Below are 21,160 nucleotides of genomic sequence, written 5' to 3'. Positions count from 1 at the left end.
CAGCCGGTCGTCAACCGGCGCGCCGGCCGGTCGGGTCGGGCGCGGCGTCGTCCGGTGACCGGTCGGGGCCGGGGCCGCCAGGTGTCCGCGCGGCGTCGGAGCCGGGACCGCCCGGCGTCCGCGCGGTGTCGGCGGTGGGGCTGACCAGCGGTCCGGTGGTGGCGGGGGCGGTCGGTGGCCGTGCGGTGCCGGCCGGGGGGCCGGACGGGGCCGAGGTGGGAACGACACCGGTCGGTGGGCCGCCCGTCGGATGCTCCGGCCGCCCGCTCGGGTCACCCGGCGTCGGGGTGCCGGACCCGGTCGGCGCACCGGTGCCGTCGAGCAGGGCGGCACAGTAGCCGACCACCCGGTCCGGGCCGCCGGCGGCGGCGACCAGCCCGGCGAAGGCCGGGGTGCCCAGCGCGCGCCGTCGCTCGGCCCCGGCGACCGCCTGGTACGCGGCGCAGAGCCCCGCCGGGGCGGACGGATCGGGGGCGCCGACGGTGGGACCGGGGATCGGACGGCTCGGGCGGCCCGGGGGCGTGGACGCGGCCGTGGGTCGGGTGCCGGTGCTGGTGGTGGTGTCGACGGGTGGCGCTTCGTCGCGGGTGGTGCCGGGCAGGTTGCCGGTCACCGCGGCCAGCGCGACACCACCGGTGAGCGACGCGGCCAGCGTGGCGACGGCGAGCTTGACGCCCAGCAACCCGGCGAACCGGCGGGCCGGCCGCCCGCCCGCGGCGGGACGACCCGCCGCCGGCCGTCGACCGGGGGCGCCGGCCGCCGGCCGCAGCTCCGGGATGCCGGCCGCCCGACCGATGGTCGGGATGCTCGCCCGGAACGCCGCGACGGCGGCGGCCTCGCCGTCGAGCTCGCCGGCGTCGGGCCCCGCCCGGACGGCGTCGAGGAACCTGACGAGCGCGGGGGGAGCGGTCTGCGCACCGTCGGCGGAGCCGGCGAGCAGTCGCTCGACGGTTTCCTGGTCCAGGCGGGATGCGTCCATCTCGTGACCCTCAGCGCCGCCACCTGTGGGAGCGTCACACGTCGGACCCGGCGGACGGCGTGAGACCGGTCACCTCACCTGCGCCGCCGCCCCGCCTCGGGGACGGGGTGAGGGGTCAGCCCATGGTCTTCGCGCCGTCGATCGACTCGCGGATGATGTCGGCGTGGCCGGCGTGCTGGGCGATCTCGGCGATCAGGTGCAGCAGCACCCGGCGGACCGTCCAGGCGGCGCCCGGCTCGAACCACGGCTCGTCGGGCAGCGGATGCGCGGCGTCCAGGTCGAGCGTGGTGACCAGCGCGTCCGTCGCGGCGGCCACCCGGTCGAACTCGGCGAGCAGCGCGACCAGGGTGTCGCCCTCGTCCATCCGGAACTGGCCGGCCCAGTCGACCGGCTCGCTCCGCATCGCCTCGGCGCCGCCCTCCGCGAAGCGCGCCCAGCTCCGCTCCGTGATCGCCACGTGCTTGACGAGCCCGCCGAGGCACAGCTCGCTGGCCGTGCTGCGGCGCGCGGCCTGCGCGTCGTCGAGCCCGGCCACGGTCTGGCGCAGGAAGCCGCGGTGCCGGCGCAGGGCGGCGAGCAGATCGGCCCGCTCGCCGGTGGGCACCCGGTCGGTGACAGCCATGCCGTTCGTCAGAGCCATGCCGTTCGTGAGAGCCATGCCGTTCGTCCCTTCGATCGTTCCCGGGTCACGGTACGACCCGGCACCGACAACTCCGGCGATCCACACCGGAGCCTCCGGTTGCCGGTCCGTCCGGTTCGCGGTGAACTGAACGACATGGGTGTCATCAAGGTGGGCACGTCCTCGTGGGCCGATCAGATGCTGGTCCGTTCCGGCTGGTATCCGCGCGGGGCCAACACCCCCGCCGGCCGGCTGCGCTGGTACGCCGAGCACTTCGCTCTGGTCGAGGTGGACACCTCGTACTACGCCGTGCCGGCGCCGGAGACCACGACGGCGTGGGCGGACGCCACCCCGCCCGGCTTCACCTTCGACGTCAAGGCGTTCCGGCTCTTCACCGGCCACCACACGCCCGTCGACGCGCTGCCGAAGGACCTGCGGCCGACCGGTGGCCCGAGCCGGATCCGGTGGCGCGACCTGCCCGCCGGGGCGTACGACCAGCTCTGGGACCGGTTCCACGCGGCGCTGGCGCCGCTCGCGGCGGCCGAGCGGCTCGGCGCGGTGCTGTTGCAGTTCCCGCCGTGGCTGGCCCGCGGCGACGCGGCCCGCCGGCGGATCCTGGCCGCCGCCGGGCGGTGCCGGCCCTTTCCGGTCACCGTCGAGCTGCGCCACTCCTCCTGGTTCACCGAGGACGCCGTGGTCGACACCGTGACGTTCCTGCGCGAGCACGGCCTCGGATACGGCTGTGTGGACATGCCGCAGGGGCACGTCTCCTCGGTGCCGCCGATCCTGGTCGCCACCACCGACCTGGCGGTGGTCCGGTTCCACGGGCACAGCGACGCCTGGTCCAGCGGCGACAAGCAGGAGCGGTTCCGCTACGCGTACGGCGAGTCGGAGCTGCGGCACTGGGCCGTGCTGCTGCGCGAGCTGGCCGACCAGTGCGCCGAGCTGCACGTGCTGACCAACAACTGCTGCGGCGACCAGGCCCAACGGGACGCCGCCCGGCTCGCCGAACTGCTCGGGGTGGTGCCCGCCGCCGTGCGTGCCTAGCGCCTGACCGGCCCCGCGCCGTGGGACGGGCCCGGGTTTTCCCGGCCGCCGCACGGGTACCGGCCAGGGACGACAGCGAGGGGGGCGAGCAGGTGGACGAACGGCGGGACGAGACGACCCCGGACGGCCGGGATCCCCGGGCGATCCGGGAGGCCGAGGAGGCGCACGGCGGCAGCATGGCCCCGGGCCTGGTGGACGACACCGGGCGACCGGTGACCGGGTCGCCGGTGCCGGACAACGAACCGTCCGCGCCCGGCGCGCCGGGGGAGGACGGCACCGGCTCCTGACCGGGCACCGCGCGGCCGGCGACCCACCCCGATGTGGGTCGCCGGCCGCGCGGTGGGCTCAGCGGCCGGACGCGACCAGATGGCGGCCGGCCGCGCCCACGGCGGCCATCTTGCCGAGGTTCTTCGGCGCGGACATCAGCCCACCGGCGCGGTCCAGCATGCCGCGGAACACCTGACCGGGCTTCTGCTGCTCGCTCATGTACGCGGTCATCACGACGAGCGCGCCGGTCAGCGCCGGCACCGCCCACTGGAGCAGCTTCATCTGCCGCTGACTGGCCGCGACGGTGGCCGGTGTGTGGTGGTTCGGTTCGGTGATCCCGTCGACGGGCGGCCCGCCCGCCTTCTCCAGCCGCATGCCGATCAGCCGGCTGTAGCCGGTCACCGCCAGCGCGCCGACGGTCAGCGCGGTCTTCACCGCGCTGGCCTTCCCCACCCCGGACTGCCGGGCCATCCGCGGGGTCTCGGTGACCAGTTCACCGACCGCGCCGGCCAGGTGGGCGCCGATCGCCGCCGCGTTCACCGGGGTCCACCGCGCCCAGCCGGCCGAGGCCACCGGCAGTCGCTGAGTCGTGTCGTCGATTCGTGCCGCCGCGCCGTTGACGCCGAGCGCCCCCATCAGTGAGCCGCCGAACCAGGCCGCCAGGCCCAGGTCGTGCATCGAGCGCAACGCGGTGTGCCGTTCGGACATCTGATCCCCCTCCGCCGTGTTCGGGCGGTGCGGCATACCCGTCCTCGGCCGGCTCACGCCCCCGGGATGCGTCCCGGCAGCGTGCCGGCGAACGCGGCCACCCGGGCGGCCAGCGGCGCCGCCGCGCGGACCCAGGTGAAGTGGTCCAGCGCGGCGCCCGCCTCGGCGACGGTGTAGCGGTGCCGGGTCACCGGCGCGCCGGTCAGCTTGTCGCAGAGGTGGTCCAGCGTCTCGTGCGGCGTGTACTGGTCGTCGTCGACGCTGACCGCGAGCACCGGCGTCCGGATCCGCCGCACGGCGGCCTCCGTGTCGACGCCGTCGAGCGCCGGGAACCGGCCGGTACGGGCGGTGTGCGCCCAGTCGCGGATCACGCCGCTCGCCTGCCGGCCGCCGAACCCCCAGCCGGGCCAGACCCCCAGCAGCCGGGCCACCGCCGCGATGCCCTGGGTGTACGGCAGCACGCCCCAGCCGCGCCGTCCCGGGTAGCGGCGCCACCACGGCAGGCCCACCGCCACCAGCGCCAGCCCGTCCACCCGGCCGGCGTCGTGCAGCGCCTGGTGCAGCACCGCCACCTGCCCGCCGAGGGAGTGCCCGAGCAGCACCCGGACGCGGCCGTCCAGCCGGGGCTTGAGCGCGTCCAGCACCGCGCCGACGTCGGTGGCCAGCTCGGCGTAGCCGTACCGGCAGGTGCGCGCCGGCGCCGGGGTGCTCTCCCCGGTGCCACGCAGGTCCGCCACGATCACCGCGAGCCCGGCGTCGCGCAGCGCGGCGGCGAACGGGCGGTAGTAGCGGGCCCGGACGCCCATCGCCGGCCAGATCACCACCACCGGCGCGCCGGGCGGCCCGGCCGGCTCCGGATAGACCTGGACGCCGATCCGGGCGCCGTCGACGTCCACGTACTCCTGCGCGTACTCGCCACTCACCGGCCCAGCCTAGCTACCGGCGGGTAGCAAGCGGTGGGTGGACCCGTCGCACCGACCCCGGCCGGTCAGCCGGGCAGCATCCCGGGGCCGAACACCTCGTAGGCGATCCGCCGGGCCGGCACGCCCCGGCGCAGCAGGTCACCCCGGACCAGGTTCATGAACGCGATCGGGCCGCACAGGTGGGCCGTGGCCCCGGCGGCGACCGGGATCCGGTCCGGCTCGACCAGGCCGGCGCGTACCTCCGCCTTCAGCGGGGGCAGTTCGGCGTCGGCGGTGTCCTCGTACCAGAGGTGGACCGCCAGGTTCGGCAGCCGCTCCTGCATCGCGGGCAGTTCGTGCCGCAGCGCGTGCGCGGCGGCGGCGCGGTCGGCGTGCACCAGGGTCACCTCGCGGCGGGGGTCCCGTTCGGCCAGGTGCGCCAGCGCCGCCATCGCCGGGGTGAGCCCGATGCCGGCGCTGACCAGCAGCAGCGGCCCGTCGTCACCGGTCGCGTCGACCTCGCCGAACGCCGGGCTCAACCGGAGCGTGTCGCCCACGGACACCCGGTCGTGCAGGTACCCGGAGACCAGGCCGTCCGGCGCGCCGGCCTGACCACGGACCCGCTTCACGGTGATCCGCCACTCGGCGGCGCCCGGTCGGCCGGAGAGGCTGTACTGCCGGATCTGTCGTCCCCGACCGTCGTCCAGGTCGACCGCGACCGAGACGTACCGGCCGGGCGTGAAGTCGGGGGCCGCGCCGCCGTCGGTTGGCGCGAGCGTGAACGAGACGACGTCGGCGGTCTCCCGGGCTCGGCCGGTCACCCGCCAGTCCCGCCACACCGGGCCGCTCTCCGGCACGCCCGCGCCGGCGTACAGTCGCGCCTCCCGGGCGATCAGTTCGCAGGCGAGCAGCCAGTAGACCTCGTCCCAGGCGGCGGCGACCGCCGGCGTGACGGCGTCGCCGAGCACCTCGGCGACCGCGGCGAGCAGATGCCGGCCGACGATCGGGTACTGGGTGGCGGTGATGCCGAGCGAGGCGTGCTTGTGCGCGATCCGGTCCAGGACCGGCCCCCACGGTAGGCCGGCGGCGTCCCCGGTCAGGTGCCCGGCGTACGCGACCACCGCCGCGGCGAGCGCGGCCTTCTGCTGGCCGGTCGCCTGGTTGCCCCGGTTGAACAGGTCGAGCAGCTCCGGGTGGGCGTCGAACATCCGCCGGTAGAACCGGCCGGTGATCGCCTCGCCGTGGGCCCGGACGGCGGGCAGGGTCGCGGTCACCACGGCGGCGGAGGATTCCGAGAGCACGGCGTGTCTCCTTCTGGCGTCGAACGGGTCGACCACCACGAAACAGGAATCAAAGATTCCTCTTCAGGTCCAAGGTCCCGGAACGGGCGTGGCGCGGATCACCGTCGATCGGCCCGTGTCACGTACGGCGTCCAGTGACTAGTGTCGAGGTGTGAGGCTCAACCGGTCGACCGACATGGCGCTGCGGATCGCCATGCTGACCGCGGCGTCCCCGGTCCGGGCCACGGTGGACGAGTTGGCGACCCGGCTCGCCCTGCCCCGCAGTCACGTGGCCAAGGTGGTGCAGCGGCTGCAACGGCTCGGCGTCCTGGTCACCATCCGGGGCCGCTCCGGCGGGGTGGCCTTCGCCGAGCACGCCGGCGACGTGACAGTCGCTCAGGTGGTGCGCGCCTTCGAGGGCGACGACGAGGTGGTCAACTGCGCCGAACCGGCCTGTCCGCTGGTCACCGGCTGCCGGCTGCGCGGCGAGCTGCGCCGGGCCCAGGCCGCGTTCCTCGCCGTGCTCGACGGCGTACGCCTCGGCGACCTGGTCGACGGCCCGGCCGGGCCGCTCCTGCTCAGCCTCGGCGCCCGGCCGGCCATCCCCTGATGGGCGTCTCGCACCCGGTCTTCGCCCGGCTCTTCGCCCGGGCCAGCGTCGCGATGGACGCCGCCGGCGCGGCCACCCACCGGGGCCGCCTGGTCACCGGGTTGCACGGCCGGGTGGTCGAGGTCGGCGCCGGCAACGGACGCAACCTGCCGCACTACCCGCCGACCGTGACCCGGGTGCTCGCGGTGGAGCCGGAACCCCGGCTGCGCGCCCTCGCCCGGGCCGCCGCGGCCACCGCCCCGGTCCCGGTGGTCGTCGCCGCCGGCCTGGCCGAGGCGCTCCCGGTCGCCGACGGCGCCGCCGACGCGGTGGTGCTGTCGCTGGTGCTCTGCTCGGTGCCCGACCAGGCGGTGGCGCTACGCGAGGCGCGCCGGGTGCTCCGGCCCGGCGGCGAGCTGCGCTTCTACGAGCACGTGGTCGCGTCGACACCGGGCCTGCGCCGGGCCCAGCGTCTCGCCGACGCGACGCTCTGGCCGCTGCTCTGCGCCGGCTGCCACACCGCCCGCGACACCGTCGGCGCGATCCGGGCCGCCGGCTTCACCGTGACCGGGCTGGACCGGTTCCGTTTCCCCGCCTCCGGGATCCCGGCGCCCGCCTCGCCGCACGTGCTCGGCACCGCGACCCGCGCCTGACCGTCCGCCTGCCCACGCGCGGGGACGCCGGCCGGTGACTACCGGCCGGCGTCCCCGGCGCACGCTGATCGGGTGGCGTCAGCTCACGCTGATCGTGCCGTCCGGGGCGCGGACGCAGGACACGGCGCGGGAGCCGGTCACCGCCGCTCCGCTCAGGCACCGGCCGAGCACCTGGTGGCCGGCGGCGCTCGGGTGCCACGACTCCTGGCAGGTCTGGAAGTAGGTGCCGCAGGCGTTCGCGATCCGCTGGATGTCCAGCTTGTCGTAGCCGGAGAGGCTGGTCACGAAGGTGCCGCTCGGGCCGTCCATCAGCCGGATCGGGGTGGCCAGCGCGTTGGCCGGGCTGCCCGCCGACTCGCAGAGCCGGGCGCCGTCGAATGCCCGCTGCACGTTCAGGTAGACCAGGTCGTCGGCCGGGAACTCGGCGGCCAGCGTGCCGCGTACGGAGCTGACCAGCGTGCCGAGCCCCTGGGAGAAGCGCTGGCCCGGGGCCAGGCTGGCGCGGTGGATGGGGCAGCCGGCCGCGTACCGCTCCGCGCCCAGCGCGCGGAACTTGTCCCGGGTGTCGTCCCGGCTGTCCTCGCTCCAGTAGCTCTGGTCCAGCTCGTACGGCAGCGGGTTGGTGTAGTCCTGGAACACCACCCGGTGCTGGCCGTCCGCGTCGACCTCGTCGAGCGTGGTGAGCAGTTGCCGCAGCGCCGCCGTGGTCTCCGCGGTGGCGGCCGAGAACTGCGCGGCGGTGCCCAGGTCGGCGTCGGTGCACGGCTTCTGCTCCACCGGCCCGCCCAGGTACGCCCAGAACTCCCACCAGCCCGTCCACGCGTCCGCGATGAACCGGTTGGCGCACTTCTCCGCCACGCTGCCGAACGTGAAGGAGCTGTTGTTCGAGCCGAGCCCGACGAGCACCAGGTCGATGTCGTGGGTCCGGGCCACCGAGCGGAGCTGGTCGAGCTGGGCGGCCACCTGCCGGCCCTTGGCCCGGCTGGCCGAGGCGTTGGCGATGTCGTACGGCTGCCCACCCGAGCAGGCCAGGTTGAACCGCGCGGCGATGCCCGGCAGGTCGGCCCGGAACAGCGAGGCGTTCGGTGAGCGGTGGCAGAAGTAGGCGTTGGCGTTCGCCGCCGACCATCCGGGGAAGCCCTGCGCGACGCCGTTGACGTCGACCACCGGGGAGTACCCGCCGGCGCCCTCGCCGCTGATGAAGCTGTCACCCAACGCGACCGCGGCGGTCGGCAGCGCCGCGGCGGCGGGCGCGGCGGGCGCCACGGCGGCCGGCAGCGCTGCCGTGGCGAGCGCCAGCGCCGCCACGAGCACGGAACGACGGAACACGGACATGCCCCACCTCACCCTCACACATAGAAACGTGAAAGATCCTCTGAGGTGGCGATCACATCACGGGCGTGTGACGGGCGTCAATGCCCGGACACGTGGTCACGACCGGTGTTCACAATCCGCCCGCGAGCGACCGGGAAGACGAGCGGCGGCCCGGTCGTTGTCGGGCACGGACGCCGTCCCGCCGTCGTCGGACACCGCCGCCGGGGGCGGTCCTGCGGGTCGACCGGGCAACACCGCACCCGGGTGCATCGGACCTGTCGGAGCGCCGGGCTAGGCTCGCTGCGGCGCGCCGCGCCCGGCGATCGCCGTGGGGACCGCTCACGGTGAACGGCACCACACCGCCGAGACCTGGGAGTACGACCAGTTGACCGCACAGCCTGAGATGCTCTACGGGGCCGACGACCTGACCCACCTGGAGGGCCTCGACGCCGTCCGCAAGCGCCCCGGCATGTACATCGGCTCCACCGACAGCCGTGGCGTGGGTCACCTCGTCAACGAGATCCTCGACAACTCCACCGACGAGGGTGTCGCGGGTCACGCCACCGCCGTCGACGTGATCCTGCACGCCGACGGCTCGGTCCAGGTCGACGACGACGGCCGCGGCATCCCCACCGACGTGCACGCCAAGTCCGGCATCTCCGGCGTCGAGCTGGTGCTCACCCGGCTGCACGCCGGAGGCAAGTTCGGCGGCTCCGGCTACAAGACCTCCGGCGGCCTGCACGGCGTCGGCGCCTCCGCCGTCAACGCGCTCTCCCGCCGCTTCGACGTCACGGTCCGCCGCGCCGGCAAGGTGCACGCCATGTCGTTCCGCCACGGCGTACCCGGGATCTTCGACGGCGACGGCCCGGACGCGCCGTTCACCCCCGGTCCCGGTCTCCAGGTCGTCGGCGCCGTGAAGCGTGGCCAGCGCACCGGCACCTCGATCCGCTGGTGGCACGACCCGCGGTACTTCGAGACCGGCGCCACGCTCGACACCGAGGCGGTCCGGCTCAAGCTGCGCAACACCGCCTTCCTGGTCCCCGGGGTGGCCTACCGGCTGCGCGACGAGACCGGCGAGCAGGCCGTCGAGGAGCGCTTCCACTTCCCCGACGGCCTGACCGACATGGTGGAGTTCCTCGCCCCGGCCGGTGACCGCCCGGTCTCCGGCACGCTGCTTGTCACCGGCGAGGGCACCTACCGCGAGAACGCCGCCGACGCCAACGGCGTCATGCAGTCCAACGTGCAGCGTCGCGCCGAGGTCGAGATCGCGTTCCGCTGGGGCACCGGCTACGACCGCACCGTCGAGTGCTTCACCAACACCATCCGCAACGCCCACGGCGGTACCCACCGCAAGGGCTTCGAGCGCGCGCTGGCCCGCACCCTCGCCGAGGCCGCCCGCACCACCCGGGGCCTGCTCAAGCCCAAGGAGGACGCGCCCACCCTGGACGACGTCCTGGAGGGCATGACCGCGGTGGTGCACGTGCGGATCCCGGAGCCGCAGTTCACCTCGCAGACCAAGGACGAGCTCTCCACCGCCGGCATCACCAAGGTGCTCCAGGGCCTGGTCGAGGCGCACCTCAAGAGCTGGCTGGACGACCGCCGCACCAAGGCCGAGGCCCGCACGGTGCTCCAGAAGATCGTCGACGCGGCCCGGGTCCGGCTCACCCAGAAGCAGCAGAAGGACGCGGCCCGTCGCAAGACCGCGCTGGAGGGCGCGGCCATGCCGGCCAAGCTGGTCGACTGCCGCGCCGGAGGCATCGACAGAAGTGAGTTGTTCATCGTGGAGGGGGACAGCGCCCTCGGCACGGGGCGCCTGGCCCGATCCGCCGAATACCAGGCGCTGCTGCCGATCCGGGGCAAGATCCTCAACGTGCAGAAGGCCAACCTCCAGCAGGTGCTGGACAATGCCGAGTGCGCGGCGATCGTGCAGGTGCTGGGCGCCGGCTCCGGGCGGACGTTCGACCTGTCCACGCTGCGCTACGGCCGCGTGCTGATCATGGCGGACGCGGACGTCGACGGCGCGCACATCCGGACGCTGCTGATCACGCTCTTCGCCCGCTACATGCGACCGCTGATCGAGGCCGGCCGGCTCTACGCCGCGATGCCGCCCCTGCACAAGATCACCACCAGGGGGCGTAACCCGCAGACCGTCTACACCTACACCCAGGCCGAGATGGAGGCGACGGTCCGCAAGCTGGAGAAGGCCGGCAAGCAGATCGTCACCCCGATCCCGCGCTTCAAGGGCCTCGGTGAGATGGACGCCGACGAGCTGTGGGAGACCACCATGAACCCGGCCACCCGGGCGGTCCGCCGGATCACGCTCGACGACGTCGACGCCGCCGAGCGGATCCTCGAACTGCTCATGGGGGAGAAGGTCGAGCCCCGCCGCAACTGGCTCATCGACTCCGCCGACCGCGTCGACCGCGACGCCATCGACGCCTGACCACCGCGTTCGTTTCGGAAGGAAGCTGCACCATGGCACGCCGCAAGGACGACCGCGCGAAGGCCGATCTCTCCGCCTTCGACCAGGCCGGCGCCCGGGTCTTCGACAACCCGCTGGTCACCGAGGTTTCCGACTCCTACCTGGAGTACGCGTTCTCGGTCATCCACTCCCGCGCCCTGCCGGACGCCCGGGACGGGCTCAAGCCCGTCCACCGGCGCATCCTGTGGTCGATGCACGAGTCGGGGTTCCGGCCGGACCGGTCACACGTCAAGTCGGCCCGCGTGGTCGGCGACGTGATGGGCCGCTACCACCCGCACGGCGACACCGCGATCTACGACGCGATGGTCCGACTCGCGCAGGACTTCTCGCTCAACGTCCCGCTCATCGACGGGCACGGCAACTTCGGCAGCCCGGACGACGGCCCGGCCGCGGCGCGCTACACCGAGGCCCGGATGTCGCGGGAGGCCATGCTGCTCGTCGGCGAGCTGGGTGAGGACACCGTCGACGTCGAGCCCAACTACGACGGCTCGCTGACCCAGCCCACCGTGCTGCCGGCCGCCTTCCCGAACCTGCTGGTCAACGGCGCGTCCGGGATCGCGGTCGGGATGGCGACCAACATGATCCCGCACAACCTCGGCGAGGTGGTCCAGGCCGCCCGCTGGTTGATCAACCACCCGGACGCCACGCTCGACAAGCTCATGGAGTTCGTGCCCGGCCCCGACCTGCCCACCGGCGGGCTGCTGCTCGGCCTGGACGAGGTGCGCCGGGCGTACGAGACCGGGCGCGGCGTGGTGCGGATGCGTGGCCGGGTGGAGATCGGCCCGCTGGAGGGCAGCCGGGGCCGGCAGGCCATCACCGTCACCGAGCTGCCGTACGGCGTCGGCGCCGAGAAGGTCATCGCGGCCATCACCAACGAGGTCAACAAGACCAAGCGGCTGACCGGCATCGCCGACGTCAAGGACCTCACCGACCGGGAGAACGGCACCCGCCTGGTGGTCGAGTGCAAGGTCGGGGTCAACCCGCAGGCGCTGCTGGCCGACCTCTACCGGCTGACCCCGCTGGAGCAGTCCTTCGGCGTGAACAACCTGGTGCTGGTGGACGGCCAGCCGCGTACGCTCGGGCTCAAGGAGCTGCTGGAGGTGTTCCTGGCCCACCGCTACGAGGTGGTGACCCGGCGCACCGCGTACCGCAAGCGCAAGCGGGAGGAACGGCTGCACCTCGTCGACGGCCTGCTGATCGCGCTGCTCGACATCGACAAGGTCGTGAAGCTGATCCGGGCCAGCGAGGACGCCCAGGCCGCCAAGGACGGCCTGATGCAGAAGTTCAAGCTCTCCGAGATCCAGGCCGGCTACATCCTGGACACCCCGCTGCGTCGGCTGACGAGGTACGACCGGCTGGAGCTGGAGGCCGAGCAGGAGAAGCTGCGCGGGGAGATCGCCGAGCTGTCGACGATCCTGGACGATGAGAAGGTGCTGCGGAAGCTGGTCTCCGACGAGCTGGCCGCGGTGGTGAAGCAGTTCGGCGTGCCGCGGCGCACCACGCTCGTCGACGGCGACCTGAAGGAGGTCCTCGCCGCCTCGGTGCCGGCCGGCCCGCTGGAGGTCGCCGACGACCCGTGTCAGGTGATCCTCTCCGCGACCGGGCTGGTCGCCCGCACCGCGGCCGAGTCGGAGGAGGCGGCCGAGGCGCGTCGCCGCAGCGGCCGGGTCAAGCACGACGCGGTACGCGCCGTGGTGCACTCCACCGCCCGGGGGCGGGTGCTGCTGGTCACCAGCGCCGGCCGGGCGTTCAAGATCGACGTCCTGCCGTTGCCGGTGCTGCCGGAGCAGTCCGGCACGGTGTCGCTGCGCGGCGGCATGTCGGCCGCCGAGCTGGTGCCGTTGGCGCCGGGGGAGACCGTGGTCGGGCTGGCGCCGCTGGGCCCGTCCGCCGAGGGGTCGCCCGGTCTGGCGCTGGGCACCCGGCAGGGTGTGGTGAAGGTGTGCGCGCCCGACTGGCCGGTCCGCTCGGACGAGTTCGAGGTGATCTCGTTGCGGGAGGGCGACGAGGTGGTCGGCGCGTCCTGGCTGACCGACGGCACCGAGGCGTTGGCGTTCGTCTCCTCGGAGGCGTCGTTGCTGCGCTTCCCGGCGTCCCTGGTCCGTCCGCAGGGCGTCAAGGGCGGCGGGATGGCCGGCATCAACCTCCCGGCGGGGGCGCGGGTGGTCTTCTTCGGCGCGGTCCGCACCGACGACCCGCGGCACGGCGAGCCGATGGTGGTCACCTCGACCGGCGCCACGGTCAAGGTGACGCCGATGACGGCGTACCCGGCGAAGGGACGGGCGACCGGCGGCGTGCGCGCGCAGCGGCTCCTCAAGGGCGAGGTGGAGCTGTCGGTGGCCTGGATCGGCCCGCGGCCGGTGGGCGCGACGGCCAACGGTGACCCGGTGGACCTGCCCCCGGCGGATCCGCGCCGTGACGGTTCCGGCTTCGCCGTGATGCTGGGCCCCACCGTCATCGGCCACCACATCGACCGCGACTGACCCCACCCCCACCCACCTCCCACCCCCACCCCCTCACGTTGATCAAGGAGTTTGCGTCTGTTCCGGCGCACCGGCAGACGCAAACTCCTTGATCAACGCTCGGTCGACGGGTGCGGGTGGGGGGAGTGGTCGGGGTCGGGGTTGGGGGTGGTGTTGCGGAGGCGGGCGATCAGGCGCATGCCGTGGTAGATCGCCAGGGCGGCGGCGGTGCCCAGCGCGATGCCGTTGAAGGACAGGTCACCGACGGTCAGCGTGTAGTTGGCGGCGCCGACGATCACCGCGACCGCGGCGGTGAACAGGTTGACCGGGTCGTGGAAGTCGACCCGGTTCTCGATCCAGATGCGGGCGCCGAGCACCGCGATCAGGCCGTACAACGCGGTGGTGGCGCCGCCGAGCACACCGGCCGGCACGGTGAGGATCAGCGCGCCGAACTTCGGGCAGAGCCCGAGCAGGATCGCCGTGCCGCCGGCCACCCAGTACGCGGCGGTGGAGTAGACGCGGGTCGCGGCCATGACGCCGATGTTCTCCGCGTACGTGGTGGTGCCGGAACCGCCGCCGGAGCCGGCCAGCACGGTGGCGACGCCGTCGCCGAGGAACGCGCGGCCCATCTGCCGGTCGAGGTTGCGGCCGGTCATCGCCGCGACCGCCTTGACGTGCCCGGCGTTCTCCGCGATCAGCACCAGGATGACCGGGATGACCAGCACGACGGCGCGCAGGCTGAAGCTGGGCGTGTGGAACTCCGGCAACCCCACCCAGGCGGCCTGCCGCAGCCCGGTGACCGCCTGCTGGTCGAGTTGGCCGGTCAGCGCCGCGACCAGCCAGCCGACCACCACGCCGAGCAGGATCGACAGCCGGGCCAGGAAACCGCGGAACAGCACGGTGGAGACCAGGATGGCCAGCAGCGTGACCACGGCGATCAGCGGTTGCGCCTTGACGCCGGTGCCGGCGCCGCCGCCGTCCCAGGCGACCGGCGCGAGGTTGAGCCCGATCAGCGCGACGATCGCGCCGGTGACCACCGGCGGCATCAGGGCGTCGATCCACCGGGCGCCGGCCACGTGCACCACGACGCCGACCAGCGCCAGCGCGGCGCCCGCGACCACGATGCCGCCGAGAGCCGCGCCGATGCCGCCGTCGGTCTTGGCGGCGATCACCGGGGCGATGAACGCGAACGACGAACCGAGGTACGACGGCAGCCGGTTACCGGTGATCAGCAGGAACAGCAGCGTACCCAGGCCGGAGAAGAACAGCGTGGTGGCCGGCGGGAAGCCGGTGATCAGCGGCACGGTGAAGGTGGCGCCGAACATGGCGACCACGTGCTGCACGCCCACCCCGACGGTGCGCGGCCAGGAGAGCCGTTCGTCGGGATGGACCACGTCGCCGGGGCGTACCGACCGGCCGTCGCCGTGCACGGCCCACGTGGGGAACTGGGTCATCGCCTCGCCCTTTGTCTCGGGTGACGGGGGCGTGATCGACCCTGGGAGTTGTTTCTAGCACGGGGCCGGGTCAGGCCACCCCGGCGGGGCGGAACTGGACGCTGACCCGGGGCCCGACCGGGCGGGTGGTCTTCGGCACGGCGTGTTCCCAGGTGCGTTGGCAGGAGCCGCCCATCACCACCAGGTCGCCGTGGCCGAGCGGAAAGCGCAGGCCGGGGCCGCCCCCGCCGCGCGGGCGCAGCAGCAGCGGGCGGGGCGAGCCGAACGAGACGATCGCCACCATGGTGTCGGTGTGCGCGGAGCGGCCCTTGGTGTCGCCGTGCCAGGCGACGCTGTCCCGGCCGTCGCGGTAGAGGCACAGGCCGGCGGTGACGAACGGTTCCCCCAGCTCGGGCGCGTAGTGCCGGGTGAGCGCGTCGCGGGCGGCGGTGAGCACCGGGTGCGGCAGCGGTCGACCGGCGGCGTACCAGCAGAGCAGGCGCGGCACGTCGACCTCGGCGTCGTACATGGTGCGGCGCTCGGCCCGCCACGGCACGTCGTGCCGGAGCGTGTCGAGCACCGCGTCGGAGCCCCGCACCCAGCCGGGCAGGTGGTCGACCCAGGCGCCCCGGCTCAGCTCGTGCCGGGTCCGCCCGGCGAGCGGGCCGAGGGTCGGCCCGTGCTCGGCCAGGTCGAGCATCGAGGGCTGGTACGCGACGTCGGACACGCAGGCGATCGTACCCCGGCGGTCGAACAGGCGTACGACGGATCAGCGTCGCAGCATCCGGCGGACCGGGTCCGGGACGGCCTGCTTGATCCGCTCGCGCAGCCCCTGCGCGCGCAGCGTGCGCACGGTGTCGGCGAGCCGGCGGTTCTCGTCGTGGAGCCGCTGGATGCGGATCAGCAGCTCGGCCGGTCCGGTGGCGGCGGCCGGGCGGACCGCGGGCGGGAACTCGGTCTCCGCGACCCGCCTGTCGAACGCCGCGGCGCTGTCGCCGTCGGCGAACGAGGTGCCCAGGTCGTGCTTGGCCAGGAACGCGGTAATGGTGTCGAAGCGGGCCTTGTGGCCCTCGGTCAGCGCGGTGTAGTCGGCCTCGGCGTAGAGGTCGGCGGCGTCGACGTCGGCCGGCACGTCCCGCATGATCCGGTGCGGGATGCCGAAGTAGCGGGCCAGCTCCAGGGTCCGCGAGTCGTGCGCGAACAGGTAGCCGGGCGTGCCGGCGATCAACGCCGTGATGGTGCCGTGGATGCGGGTGCCGAAGTTGAAGTCGAAGCCGGACAGGTGCGCCATCCAGGTCCACGGGTCGACGAACATCCGCACCTTGTCCTCGACGAAGAGCGGGTGCGAGGTGTGCAGCGGCATCTCGCTGTGCTTGCCCCGGTGCTCGGGCGCGTCGCCGTAGAGCAGCGTGCCGAGTGTGCGCAGGTCCTGCGGCACGTAGCACAGGTTCGGGTAGCGCTCCCGGTGGTGGCGGACGACCGGGGCCATCGACGAGACGTACGGGGAGATGGTCAGCGCGATCCGGGCGTCGGTGGTCAGCTCCGGCCGGGTCTTCGCCAGCGTGAACGTGTCCCCGTGCAGGAACATCGACGGGCAGCCGATCTGCTCCACCGCGGAGAAACCGAGCGTACGCAGGTAGCTCTCGGTGATCTCGCCGCGCACCCCGATGCTGTGCGACCGGTCGAGCACCGCCCGGCAGAACGCGCTCACCGGCTCGTCGATCTGGCGGAGGTACTCCCGGTCGCCGTCGACGTTCGTCTGCACGCCGACGCCGAGGACCACCACCGGGATCTTCAGCCGCTCGATCAGCCGGGTCATCGGTTCGAGGCGGTTGATGAAACTGCGCCGGAACGCGTTGGCCAGCGGAATGACGAAGACGTCGTACCGTTCGTTGATCTCGTCGGCGTCGCGCGGGTCGGCGAGCTTCCGGGTCGACGTGACCTCCGCCGTGGAGGTGGCCAGCAGCTTGTTCGCGGCGTGGCTGAAGACCAGGTTGCCGGTGTTGTCGCTGATCCAGTTGCCGGCGAAGGTCTCCTCGGGCGTCAGGACGTCGAACGGGCCCTTGCGGGCGCGGAGGAGGATCCGCTGGTGCATCCGGTTGCTCACCTTCCGTACGGGCCCGGCGGGCCCGGTGGGGCCCCGCCGCGCGGGAACGGAAATCCTATCCGCCGCCCGCCGGGACCGGCCCGGACGTCGCCGCGCCGGAATCCGCCCCCGGCCACCCGGTAAGGTGCCCGGGATGACCAGCGCCCCGACCACCACCCGTGTTCCGCGTCTGCCGTCGCTGACCGGCCTGCGGTGGATGGGGGCCCTGCTGGTCTTCGGCTTCCACGCGGGCACCATGCGGATCATCGCGGAGCCACAGTGGCAGGCCGTGATGGGCAAGGTCTTCAGCCTGGGCCTCTCCGGCGTCGAGTTCTTCTTCATCCTCAGTGGCTTCGTGCTCGTCTGGTCGTACCGGGACGGCGAGTCGGGGTGGACGTTCCTGCGCCGCCGGGCGGCCAAGATCTACCCGAACCACGTGGTGACGTTCCTGGCGGCGCTGGCCGTGGCGGCCTGGTTCGCCGACCCGGTGCTGCCGTGGGCCGCGATCGGGAACCTGTTCCTGGTCCAGGCGTGGATCCCGCTCAACGGCTACTTCTACAGCATCAACAACGTGAGCTGGTCGCTCTCCTGCGAGCTGGCCTTCTACCTGTGCCTGCCCCTGGTGGTGCCGTGGCTGCGCCGGGCGCGTACCGGCGTGCTCCGGGCCGTGCTGGTCGCCGCGCCGCTGCTCATCCTGGCACTCTGGCCGGGCCAGCACCTGGTGCCCGAGGAGCAGCGGTGGTGGTTCACGCAGATCTTCCCGGTCACCCGCTCGCTCGAGTTCTGGATGGGAGCGGCGGCGGCCGAGCTGATGCGCCGCAACCGCTGGCGCGGCCCCGGACTGACCACCGCCAGCCTGGCCTTCGTCGCCACCTGGGCGGTCGCCGCGCTGTGGATCCGGGCCGAGTTCTGGGCGGCGCTGCTCGCCGTCGCGTACCTGCTGGTCATCACCGCGGCGGCGAACGCCGACGTGCGGGGCCGGCGGACCCCGTGGCGGTCCCGGCCGATGCTCTGGCTCGGTGAGGTCTCGTTCGCGTTCTACCTGGTCCACGTGCTGGTCATGGTGACCGTGCTGCGGCTCACCGGGGACTGGGGGACCGGGCTGCCCGGGTGGCGGGGCCCGCTCGCGGTGCTCGGCTTCCTACTGCTCACCCTGGCGCTCGCCGCCGTGCTGCACCGCTGGGTGGAGGAGCCGATGATGCGCCGCCTCGGCCCGTCGCGCCGGGCCCGCGGCGGTCCGGCCGCCGCCGCGCCGGCACCGGGCGTGCCCGCACCGCGCGCGGCCGTCGACGACACCGGCGCGGCGTCCGCCGGGGAGCCGGACCCGTCGATCGAGTACGCCGGGCGGCGCCGGCCGGACTGAGCGGTCCACCCTGGTCAACGGCGTCGCGACACGCCGGGCGACGATGCGCCGTGCCCGGATCGGCGGTAATTTGTTCCCGTGGCTCCGATCGCGCTCACCTGTCCCGTGTGGTGGGTGGCGCGCTGGGTCGCACGGATGCTGGCCAGCCTGGCCGTGGTCGTCGCCTGTTCGCTGGGCGCCGCCACGCTGCCGACCGGCGTGTCCCCGATCGCACCCGCGGCGGCCGGCCCGGCCGCCGGGTTGCGGGCCGACGCCGCCGAACGGCCGAACGGCAGTGTCGCCGACCGGCAGGGCGACACCGTCGTCGACCGGCAGGGCGTCCCCGCCTTCGATCGGCAGCGGAGCCGCGTCGGCGTTCCCGAGCCGCAGCCGGTGGGCGATGTCCCGCCCCCGACCGGGCGGCACCCGTTCCCGGTCGGCCAGCCGCCGGCTCCGGCCGGTCCGCGGGCCCCGCCCGCCCGCTGACCCGCCACGGGCCCGGCCCGTGACCGCGCCCACCGAACCTCACCCCGCACCGCCTCTCGGCGGCCCGGCGGCGCCCGGACTCCGGCCGCGCCCCGCCCCCGACCGGCCGTGCGGAGTTACCCGCCACTGTCTCCCGTGAGGTGCCGACCATGTCGCAGACCGTTCTCCTCAATTTCCTCACCGCCGTCCCCGAGGCCGCCGCCATCTGGTCGGCGCTGACCGTGCTCGCCCTCGTCCTGCTCGCCGTGCTGGTCGCGCGACCGGAACGCGACGGCGCGGGGGAGCCGGCACTCGAACCCGTCGACGCGGAGGCGCTCCACCGCGCCGACCTGGCCCGGTACGCCGACGAGGTGGCGGTGGCCGCCGCCGGGGCCGCGCAGACCGCCCGTCGCCGTCGCGAGCAGTGGCTGACCGCCCAGAGCGAGGCCGAGCGGGCCTGGACCGCCTACGACGAGGCGGACGCCGCCGCCCGCCGCCTGGCCGGCGCCGGCGCGCTGCCCGCCCCGCACACACCCCGCACCCCTGCCGAGTACGCGGCGCGCGAACGCTGGCTGCACCACGCCGCCATGACGGCGCACTGGCGGGGGGAGCTGACCGCCCGCCAGCTCGCCGACGTGCTCGCCCACCGCAACGGGTGGGACCCGCGCCGGCACCCGGCCGAGCAGGAGATCGTGCTGGCCCGGACCGTCCGCGACGGGCGGCGGGCCGGCTGGGAGACGGCCGCCGAGCGGGAACGCCTCGCGTGGCGGGACGCCGAACTGGCCGCCGAGGCGGCCCGCACGCTCGCCGCCGAGGCGTACGCGGCTGCCACGGCGCTGCGGCCGGTGCCCACGTCCCGCGTCTCGTCGGCGAGCCGCGTCCCGGCCCCGTCGGCGGTGCGGTGGCGTCCGGCCCGCGTCGGCTGAGCGTCCCGGGGAGCACGTCGACCGAATCGTTACCCGAAACCGGTGAGGCCGGTCACCGGTGCCGTCCGCCGGCGACCGTCCGGATCGATGGCCCCTGCTGCGCCCGCTGCCCGATTCTTCGTCGGCCGGATGTCCGCTTCCTGCCGCACGGCGCCGACGTAGCCGCTTGTCCCATTGCGGGAGGTCGGTGACCGGCTGTTCCGAATCCGTAGTCGTCGAGGATGTTTACGCAGGTGAGAGCGCTTGGCAGGGCCTGTACCCGCCGGTAGTGTCGGCGCGTCCGGTGCGGTTCCCGATCGCAGATGGCGACGCCGCGCCGACCCGCCTAATCGTGCATACGAACCGGGGACCCAACGCAACACCGGGGTGAATCCGCGAGCCCACGGCCGCGGTAGGGCGTACTTCCCGCCCGAATCCGTCAGCTAACCCGGTCGGCGGCCACGGAAGGAGTTCCATCCCGTGCCCACCACCCCCCGAACGTCTCCCCGCCTCCACGGCCCCGGGGTGCCGGCGCTCGCCTGACGCGACGCGCTTCCGACCCCGTCCCGCCCGGCATCCGGGCGACTTCCCGCGGCCGTCCCGCCCGCCAGCGCGTGTGAGTTTCTCCACGCGCGGGGTCGGCGCGTGCCGCCCACCCCGTGGAGGAAACCCGTGAAGTACCACCTGAAGCGCCACCTGCGTCGCCTCGCGACCGAGCGTCCGTACCAGATCATCGCCGGTTCGGCGGCGGCCCTCGTGCTGGCCGGTGGCACCGGCGCCGCGCTGACCGCCACCGACGGCGCGCCGACCCGGCAGGAGAACACCGCCGCGGTGGCGGAACTCGGCTCCCGCCTCGGCGACACCGCCAGCCGCAGCGAGGCGCGCATCGCCGTCCCGTCGCCGAGCGCGTCGCCGAGCGCCTCGCCCCGCCGCTCGCCCAGCGCCTCGCCCACGGCCTCGCCGTCGGCGAAGGTCGCCGACCCGGACACCACCCGCAAGGCCACGCCGAAGCCGCCGTCGAGCAAGGTGCTCGACTACGACTACCAGGCGCAGACCACCTACTACTACTGCGGCCCGGCCGCGGTGCGGAACGCGCTCAGCGCCACCGGCATCGAGCGCAGCCAGGACACGCTCGCCGTCGCGCTCGGTACCACCGAGATGGGCACCAACTCGGCCGAGGACACCACCCGGGTGCTCAACCAGCAGGTCAAGGGCGACCCGTACCGGACCCGCATGATCCCCGGCACGGCCACCAAGGCGCAGATCGACCGGCTCCAGGCCGACGTGGTCAACGCGGTCCGCAACGGCCGGGCGGTGGTCTCGAACGTCGTCGGGGACGCCACCGACACCAACGGCGGCTGGCACTCGTTCCCGGGCGGCCACTACATCGCCGTGGTCGGCTACCAGAACGACGGTCGGACCGTACGGATCGCCGACTCGGCCGACCCGTCGCTGCCGGCGTACTGGATCAGCACCATCGACCTGGCGAACTGGATGGCCACGCGCGGCTACTCCGCCTGACCGTACGCGTCGAAGGCCGGCACCCCTGTCCGGGGTGCCGGCCTTCGCGTTGTCTCAGCTGTTCCAGTGCTTGCCGACGAGGTCGGTGGCCTGCTTCTCCCACTGC

19 protein-coding genes and 1 riboswitch are annotated in these 21,160 nt (G+C 74.1%); of the genes, 10 read left to right on the top strand and 9 right to left on the bottom strand.

Features of this window, described 5'->3' with window-relative positions; genetic code table 11:
* Positions 1-10 precede the first annotated feature (10 nt).
* Both AB0B02_RS24365 and AB0B02_RS24360 read right to left on the bottom strand, forming a co-directional pair.
* Positions 11-979, bottom strand: coding sequence for a hypothetical protein (locus tag AB0B02_RS24365; RefSeq protein WP_357303798.1), 969 nt, complete (start codon positions 977-979; stop codon positions 11-13).
* A 115-nt stretch (positions 980-1,094) separates the two neighbouring features.
* On the bottom strand, positions 1,095-1,637 hold the full coding sequence (locus AB0B02_RS24360) for a DinB family protein (protein ID WP_281934744.1): 543 nt from the start codon (positions 1,635-1,637) through the stop codon (positions 1,095-1,097).
* A gap of 117 nt (positions 1,638-1,754) precedes the next feature.
* On the opposite strand from AB0B02_RS24360, the gene AB0B02_RS24355 reads away from it, so the two are divergent.
* Both AB0B02_RS24355 and AB0B02_RS24350 read left to right on the top strand, forming a co-directional pair.
* Positions 1,755-2,645 (top strand): DUF72 domain-containing protein, encoded by an 891-nt coding sequence (locus AB0B02_RS24355; protein ID WP_357303794.1) that lies wholly within the window; start codon positions 1,755-1,757, stop codon positions 2,643-2,645.
* A 92-nt stretch (positions 2,646-2,737) separates the two neighbouring features.
* Positions 2,738-2,932: a GTPase activator gene (locus tag AB0B02_RS24350; protein ID WP_281934740.1), complete on the top strand. Its 195-nt coding sequence runs from the start codon at positions 2,738-2,740 to the stop codon at positions 2,930-2,932.
* 58 nt (positions 2,933-2,990) lie between these two features.
* Here AB0B02_RS24350 and AB0B02_RS24345 read toward each other — a convergent pair whose 3' ends face one another.
* The 3 genes from AB0B02_RS24345 to AB0B02_RS24335 all read right to left on the bottom strand — a co-directional run bounded on the left by AB0B02_RS24345 (position 2,991) and on the right by AB0B02_RS24335 (position 5,823).
* Positions 2,991-3,620, bottom strand: a complete 630-nt coding sequence (locus AB0B02_RS24345; RefSeq protein ID WP_281934738.1) for a hypothetical protein — start codon at positions 3,618-3,620, stop codon at positions 2,991-2,993.
* Positions 3,621-3,673: 53 nt separating this feature from the next.
* Positions 3,674-4,543, bottom strand: coding sequence for an alpha/beta fold hydrolase (locus tag AB0B02_RS24340; RefSeq protein ID WP_357303790.1), 870 nt, complete (start codon positions 4,541-4,543; stop codon positions 3,674-3,676).
* 65 nt (positions 4,544-4,608) lie between these two features.
* Entirely contained in the window at positions 4,609-5,823 is a 1,215-nt protein-coding gene (locus AB0B02_RS24335; protein ID WP_357303786.1) for a globin domain-containing protein, read from the bottom strand.
* A 151-nt stretch (positions 5,824-5,974) separates the two neighbouring features.
* On the opposite strand from AB0B02_RS24335, the gene AB0B02_RS24330 reads away from it, so the two are divergent.
* Complete coding sequence (locus AB0B02_RS24330) at positions 5,975-6,412, top strand: Rrf2 family transcriptional regulator (protein ID WP_281934734.1); 438 nt, start codon at positions 5,975-5,977, stop codon at positions 6,410-6,412.
* Positions 6,412-7,044 carry a methyltransferase domain-containing protein gene (locus AB0B02_RS24325; protein ID WP_357303782.1) on the top strand — a complete coding sequence of 211 codons (633 nt, stop codon included), beginning with the start codon at positions 6,412-6,414 and terminating at the stop codon, positions 7,042-7,044. The genes AB0B02_RS24330 and AB0B02_RS24325 overlap by 1 nt, the downstream gene beginning before the upstream one ends.
* Positions 7,045-7,122: 78 nt before the next feature.
* Here AB0B02_RS24325 and AB0B02_RS24320 read toward each other — a convergent pair whose 3' ends face one another.
* The gene (locus AB0B02_RS24320) at positions 7,123-8,379 is read right to left on the bottom strand and encodes a hypothetical protein (protein ID WP_357303780.1); all 1,257 of its coding nucleotides are present in this window, start codon (positions 8,377-8,379) and stop codon (positions 7,123-7,125) included.
* Between the two features lie 382 nt (positions 8,380-8,761).
* On the opposite strand from AB0B02_RS24320, the gene AB0B02_RS24315 reads away from it, so the two are divergent.
* Together AB0B02_RS24315 and AB0B02_RS24310 are read left to right on the top strand one after the other, a co-directional pair.
* Positions 8,762-10,801 (top strand): DNA topoisomerase IV subunit B, encoded by a 2,040-nt coding sequence (locus AB0B02_RS24315; protein WP_281936231.1) that lies wholly within the window; start codon positions 8,762-8,764, stop codon positions 10,799-10,801.
* Between the two features lie 32 nt (positions 10,802-10,833).
* Positions 10,834-13,323: a DNA topoisomerase (ATP-hydrolyzing) gene (locus AB0B02_RS24310; protein WP_281934729.1), complete on the top strand. Its 2,490-nt coding sequence runs from the start codon at positions 10,834-10,836 to the stop codon at positions 13,321-13,323.
* 92 nt (positions 13,324-13,415) lie between these two features.
* Here the strand turns inward: AB0B02_RS24310 and AB0B02_RS24305 are convergent, their stop codons facing one another.
* The 3 genes from AB0B02_RS24305 to AB0B02_RS24295 form a co-directional block, all read right to left on the bottom strand.
* A complete protein-coding gene (locus AB0B02_RS24305; protein ID WP_357303776.1) occupies positions 13,416-14,756 on the bottom strand; it encodes a solute carrier family 23 protein in 1,341 nt (446 codons plus the stop codon).
* Between the two features lie 70 nt (positions 14,757-14,826).
* Entirely contained in the window at positions 14,827-15,462 is a 636-nt protein-coding gene (locus AB0B02_RS24300; protein ID WP_281934727.1) for an alpha-ketoglutarate-dependent dioxygenase AlkB, read from the bottom strand.
* 42 nt (positions 15,463-15,504) lie between these two features.
* The gene (locus AB0B02_RS24295; protein ID WP_357303772.1) at positions 15,505-16,830 is read right to left on the bottom strand and encodes a polysaccharide pyruvyl transferase family protein; all 1,326 of its coding nucleotides are present in this window, start codon (positions 16,828-16,830) and stop codon (positions 15,505-15,507) included.
* A gap of 145 nt (positions 16,831-16,975) precedes the next feature.
* Here AB0B02_RS24295 and AB0B02_RS24290 point away from each other — a divergent pair, with 145 nt between their 5' ends.
* The 4 genes from AB0B02_RS24290 (at position 16,976) to AB0B02_RS24275 (ending at position 21,054) form a co-directional block, all read left to right on the top strand.
* Entirely contained in the window at positions 16,976-18,184 is a 1,209-nt protein-coding gene (locus tag AB0B02_RS24290; RefSeq protein ID WP_357303769.1) for an acyltransferase, read from the top strand.
* A gap of 78 nt (positions 18,185-18,262) precedes the next feature.
* On the top strand, positions 18,263-18,649 hold the full coding sequence (locus tag AB0B02_RS24285) for a hypothetical protein (RefSeq protein ID WP_357303766.1): 387 nt from the start codon (positions 18,263-18,265) through the stop codon (positions 18,647-18,649).
* A 149-nt stretch (positions 18,650-18,798) separates the two neighbouring features.
* Positions 18,799-19,554, top strand: coding sequence for a hypothetical protein (locus AB0B02_RS24280; RefSeq protein ID WP_357303763.1), 756 nt, complete (start codon positions 18,799-18,801; stop codon positions 19,552-19,554).
* A gap of 312 nt (positions 19,555-19,866) precedes the next feature.
* Positions 19,867-20,006: riboswitch (cyclic di-AMP (ydaO/yuaA leader) on the top strand.
* A 199-nt stretch (positions 20,007-20,205) separates the two neighbouring features.
* The gene (locus tag AB0B02_RS24275; RefSeq protein WP_357303760.1) at positions 20,206-21,054 is read left to right on the top strand and encodes a C39 family peptidase; all 849 of its coding nucleotides are present in this window, start codon (positions 20,206-20,208) and stop codon (positions 21,052-21,054) included.
* Positions 21,055-21,160 lie beyond the last annotated feature (106 nt).

It is taken from the genome of Micromonospora sp. NPDC049240 (genome assembly GCF_040647835.1).
Lineage (GTDB): Bacteria > Actinomycetota > Actinomycetes > Mycobacteriales > Micromonosporaceae > Micromonospora.
The sequence above is the reverse complement of the archived record's forward strand: the minus strand, read 5'-3'. Positions and strand labels throughout refer to the sequence as shown.

Bases quoted from the DNA above. Each gene is read 5' to 3' on its own strand.
- AB0B02_RS24365 (WP_357303798.1), bottom strand. From the start codon at position 979: ATGGACGCATCCCGCCTGGACCAGGAAACCGTCGAGCGACTGCTCGCC.
- AB0B02_RS24360 (WP_281934744.1), bottom strand. From the start codon at position 1,637: ATGGCTCTCACGAACGGCATGGCTCTGACGAACGGCATGGCTGTCACC.
- AB0B02_RS24355 (WP_357303794.1), top strand. From the start codon at position 1,755: ATGGGTGTCATCAAGGTGGGCACGTCCTCGTGGGCCGATCAGATGCTG.
- AB0B02_RS24345 (WP_281934738.1), bottom strand. From the start codon at position 3,620: ATGTCCGAACGGCACACCGCGTTGCGCTCGATGCACGACCTGGGCCTG.
- AB0B02_RS24325 (WP_357303782.1), top strand. From the start codon at position 6,412: ATGGGCGTCTCGCACCCGGTCTTCGCCCGGCTCTTCGCCCGGGCCAGC.
- AB0B02_RS24320 (WP_357303780.1), bottom strand. From the start codon at position 8,379: ATGTCCGTGTTCCGTCGTTCCGTGCTCGTGGCGGCGCTGGCGCTCGCC.
- AB0B02_RS24315 (WP_281936231.1), top strand. From the start codon at position 8,762: ATGCTCTACGGGGCCGACGACCTGACCCACCTGGAGGGCCTCGACGCC.
- AB0B02_RS24310 (WP_281934729.1), top strand. From the start codon at position 10,834: ATGGCACGCCGCAAGGACGACCGCGCGAAGGCCGATCTCTCCGCCTTC.
- AB0B02_RS24305 (WP_357303776.1), bottom strand. From the start codon at position 14,756: ATGACCCAGTTCCCCACGTGGGCCGTGCACGGCGACGGCCGGTCGGTA.
- AB0B02_RS24295 (WP_357303772.1), bottom strand. From the start codon at position 16,830: ATGCACCAGCGGATCCTCCTCCGCGCCCGCAAGGGCCCGTTCGACGTC.
- AB0B02_RS24290 (WP_357303769.1), top strand. From the start codon at position 16,976: ATGACCAGCGCCCCGACCACCACCCGTGTTCCGCGTCTGCCGTCGCTG.
- AB0B02_RS24280 (WP_357303763.1), top strand. From the start codon at position 18,799: ATGTCGCAGACCGTTCTCCTCAATTTCCTCACCGCCGTCCCCGAGGCC.